The organism is Flavobacterium sp. (genome assembly GCF_036405015.1).
Lineage (GTDB): Bacteria > Bacteroidota > Bacteroidia > Flavobacteriales > Flavobacteriaceae > Flavobacterium.
Genome location: NZ_DASWYK010000019.1, coordinates 1 through 4,070 on the forward strand (window position 1 = coordinate 1; position 4,070 = coordinate 4,070).

The 4,070-nt window shown below is 32.0% G+C and carries 4 protein-coding genes and 1 pseudogene; 2 read left to right on the top strand and 3 right to left on the bottom strand.

Going from position 1 to position 4,070, the window contains the following annotated elements:
• A pseudogene (locus VGE71_RS02030) lies at window positions 1-387 on the top strand (SAM-dependent methyltransferase); the annotation flags it as partial.
• A 19-nt stretch (window positions 388-406) separates the two neighbouring features.
• Complete coding sequence (locus VGE71_RS02035; protein WP_331136805.1) at window positions 407-952, top strand: YfiT family bacillithiol transferase; 546 nt, start codon at window positions 407-409, stop codon at window positions 950-952.
• A gap of 32 nt (window positions 953-984) precedes the next feature.
• On the opposite strand, the gene VGE71_RS02040 is transcribed toward VGE71_RS02035, so the two are convergent.
• The 3 genes from VGE71_RS02040 to VGE71_RS02050 all read right to left on the bottom strand — a co-directional run.
• A complete protein-coding gene (locus VGE71_RS02040; protein ID WP_144217423.1) occupies window positions 985-1,617 on the bottom strand; it encodes a 7-carboxy-7-deazaguanine synthase QueE in 633 nt (210 codons plus the stop codon).
• A gap of 100 nt (window positions 1,618-1,717) precedes the next feature.
• On the bottom strand, window positions 1,718-3,385 hold the full coding sequence (locus tag VGE71_RS02045; protein ID WP_331136806.1) for a tetratricopeptide repeat protein: 1,668 nt from the start codon (window positions 3,383-3,385) through the stop codon (window positions 1,718-1,720).
• A 16-nt stretch (window positions 3,386-3,401) separates the two neighbouring features.
• The coding region (locus VGE71_RS02050) for a substrate-binding domain-containing protein (protein WP_331136807.1) at window positions 3,402-4,070 on the bottom strand (669 nt) is incomplete at its 5' end.

Below are 4,070 nucleotides of genomic sequence, written 5' to 3' on the forward strand. Positions count from 1 at the left end.
ATTTTAGATTTCGAAGGAGAAAAATTCGACACCATTTTACTTCTAATGAACGGAACAGGCATTTTTGGAAAACTAAAAAACTGTAACCAATATTTAACTAAGCTAAAATCGCTATTAAATCCTGGAGGACAAATTTTAATTGACAGTTCAGATATCATTTATATGTTTGATGAAGACGAAGATGGAGGAAAATGGATTCCTTCTGAAAATGATTATTATGGAGAACTAGTATTCAACATTAGTTACAAAAACGAAAAAGAAGAACCTTTTGATTGGTTGTATTTAGATTACAATACTCTTCAAAATGCAGCAATTGCTAACGACTTGAATTGCGAACTTATACTTGAAGGAGAACATTACGATTATTTAGCAAGGCTTTCCATTTAAAATAAAACCACAAAAAACAATGAAAGAATTAGATTTAGAAAAACTTAAATATCCTATTGGAAAGTTTACAGCACCAGATCATTATTCTTTAGAATATCTTTCTGAAAAAATTAAAGAAATAGAAACTTTTCCAAAAAGACTGGAAAAAGAAGTCATCCATTTAACAGAAGAACAACTTGACACACTGTATCGCCCTGAAGGTTGGACAGTGCGACAAGTAATTCATCATTGTGCAGAAAGTCATATGAATTGCTATATTCGAATTAAATGGGCTTTGACCGAAAACAATCCAGTAATTAAAGCTTATGACGAAGTTCTTTGGTCTGAATTAAATGACAATTTAACCATGCCAATACAACCAACTCTTGATTTACTAAAAGGACTTCATTTTAGATTGGCTTATATAATGAAAAATTTATCAGGATCTGATTTAGAAAAAACCTTTGTCCACCCTTCAGATAATTCAGAAAACAAACTGAAAAAGATTATAGGAATGTATGCTTGGCATGGAAATCATCATTTAGCACATATTACTACTTTAAAAAAATATAAAAATTGGGTATAAAAAAATCTCTTCGTCTGAAGAGATTTTTTTATTTAAGGAATATTCAAGTATTTATGGGTTTGCAATGAAACTCTCCATTTTGGATTATTCATAACATAATCCACAATAAGCGGAGTCATTTCTTCTTTCTTACTCCATTCTGGTTGAAGAAATAGAATTGCGTTGTCATTTACCAATTCTGCTTGTTCTTCTGCAAAAATAAAATCATGTTTATTATAAATAATAACCTTTAACTCATGCGCATTATCATAAACAGTCTGAGTTGGTAATTTATTCTTTTTAGGAGAAAGGCAGATCCAGTCCCAAGTTCCAGATAATTCGAAAGCACCAGAAGTCTCAATATGCACTTTCAAATTTTTCTCCTTTAACCGATTAGTTAAAAGTGTCATATCCCAAGACAGAGGTTCTCCTCCAGTTACCACAACTGTATCAGCGTATTTGGCTGCATTTTCCACAATTAAATCAATACTTGTTGGCGGATGAATCTCTGCATTCCAGCTTTCTTTCACATCACACCAGTGACATCCAACATCACATCCTCCAATTCTAATAAAATAAGCAGCTCTACCCGTATGTGAACCTTCTCCCTGGATGGTATAAAATTCCTCCATCAAAGGGAGCATTGCTCCTTTATTTACCTCTAATTGTATTTCTTTTGATAACATTATTCTATTTTAAAGTGCAAAGATAGTCAATAATATACGTAACAAAAAAACCGATAGTTTATTGGACTATCGGTTTCTTTATTTATTATAAAAATCTAAATTATTTTAGAGCTTTAATAGATTGAGTTGCATATGAATTTGCAGGATCTAAAACTAAAGTTTTATTGAAATATTCTACAGCTTTAGCTTTATCAGTATTTGCATAAGCAGCACCAATAGCATTGTAAGCCTCAACAATCTTCTTAGCAGTTGCAGGTTTTGCAACTTCTTCTGCACCTTTTGCAGTAGTTTTAGTTACATACTCTTCATAGTTTTTGATGATCATATCATCTTTATCTAATGCACTGCTAAGTCTACCTTTATACAAGTAAGCTTCATCATAAGATGGAGAAGCCTCTAAAACTTTATCAAAAGTAACTATAGCATTTTCTAAAGCAGCTTTATCACGGCTTTCAAGAGGTTTACCAGCATTACCATAGTAAACAGAAATTCCATAATACACAGCATCGTCTAAATAATTTTTAGATTCTTTATTGTTTGCACCAAGCTCAAAGATTGATGCTGCTTGCGTATATTGTTTCTTACCGAATAATTCTTTTCCAAAGTCAGCAAATTCTTCAACTACTAAAGGCTCTAATTCAATTGCTTTTTTAATATCTGCTAAACCAGCATCAAAAGCAGCTTGGTCAATTGTACCATCAGCAGCAGTTCCTTTTTTAATCTTAGATAAACCTAAATAGTAGTAATCTCTACCAATAACTTTATTTTCTGGAACTTTGATATAATCTTCAATAGATTTAATTGCTACATCAACATTTCCGTTTTCGTAAGCAGCATATCCTAAATATCTGTAGATTCTTGGATTCACTTTATCCTCAGCAATCATTTTGTTTGCTACAGTTTCTAATTGCTTGTAATCTTTAACCAAAATCAAGAAATCTGCGTGACGCATTTTTGAATCCATTGAGTAATCAGTTAAACTCAAATATTTCTCGTAGTTTGTAATAGCATTTTGCAAGTTAACTTTTGCTGTAGAAGGCTTATTTCTTGCCCATTTGTAATATGTTTCAGCAAGCTCTCTGTAAACTGGACCGTAACTTGCATTTAAAGCAATTACTTCGTTGAATGATTTGATAGCTTCATCATAAGATTTAGCTCCTTTTAATAAAACTCCAAGTTGCATTTTTGCTCTCAACAAAGTATTGTCAGCAGTAAAAGCATCACGGTATGATTTATAAGCATCATTTTGATTATTTGCCCCATAGTATGCATCACCAATAGCCAAAAGCGCTTGAGCATTTTGAGGATCAACTGCTAAAGCACGTTTCAAAACGTCTACAGCACTCTTATAATCTGGATTATCAGAATTCATGTATGCTCTTGCGATATAAATAAATTCATTTATATCTTTTTTTCTCATGTCTTTAGTTGCTAAAGTAAAATTTGCCTGAGCAGCAGCTGTATTTTTAGCATCCAAATCTAATTGTCCTAAACCAATATAGCTTAAGTTTTTCTTATCAGAAGCCTGCAATCCATTATTATAATAAATTTTTGCAGAATCTACTACAGACTGATTTAAATAAACGTTACCTAAAACAAAGTTTGCTTCACCATCAGATGGTTTAGATTTAATAATTGATTTTAGGATAGTTTTTGCTTTTTCAAACTGTTCTGCATCAATTGCTTTTTTTGCTTCGTTTATGTCTTGCGCATTTGCACCGGCAGCCGACGCAATTAAAGCAAGACTAAAAATTTTAAATTTATTCATCTTTATCGTAATTAATTTATTCTTTATCTTTTATAATTTCATTTCTGATTTTAAGTTTTCGAGCAGGAGTTTTGTACGGCAATAATCCTGATTTCAAAACAATACGCTGACCAATATCTCCAGCTATGAAAGAGGCGAATCCCATTCCAAGTCCTGAATAACCCTGGCAGTTAATAATAAACAAATCACGTGCCAGAGGATATTTTCCTAACTCTAAGTCATTCTGAGTAGGACTATAGTACTCATTACTATCCAATCCTTTTACGTATAAAACATTTATATTTTTTACCGTATCAACCATGTCAGGTGTTGGTTGATAAAACCAATTAACACCAATAACACCAATCATTCCTTCATTTTCAGAAACAAATTTGATTACTTCATTATTTGTTTTAAAAGAGAAAACTCCAGACTTTGGCACCTCAGTTATCTTTGCCAAATCTTTCATGTAACGAACTGTACTAGAATTAGGATTATCAAAAACCAAACCTTTGATTTTAGAATCCCCTTTTCCCTGCAGAAAATCGATTACACTTTTCAACGCAATAAGTGTATCATTATTGCTCTTACTTGAAATAAATGCAATAGCATCATGAGCAAAAGGTGTAACACGAGGATTAATCTTACTTTTCTCGAAGCGAGATTTCTCCTCTGCAGTTAAATCTCTAGTTGTTATGACAACTTT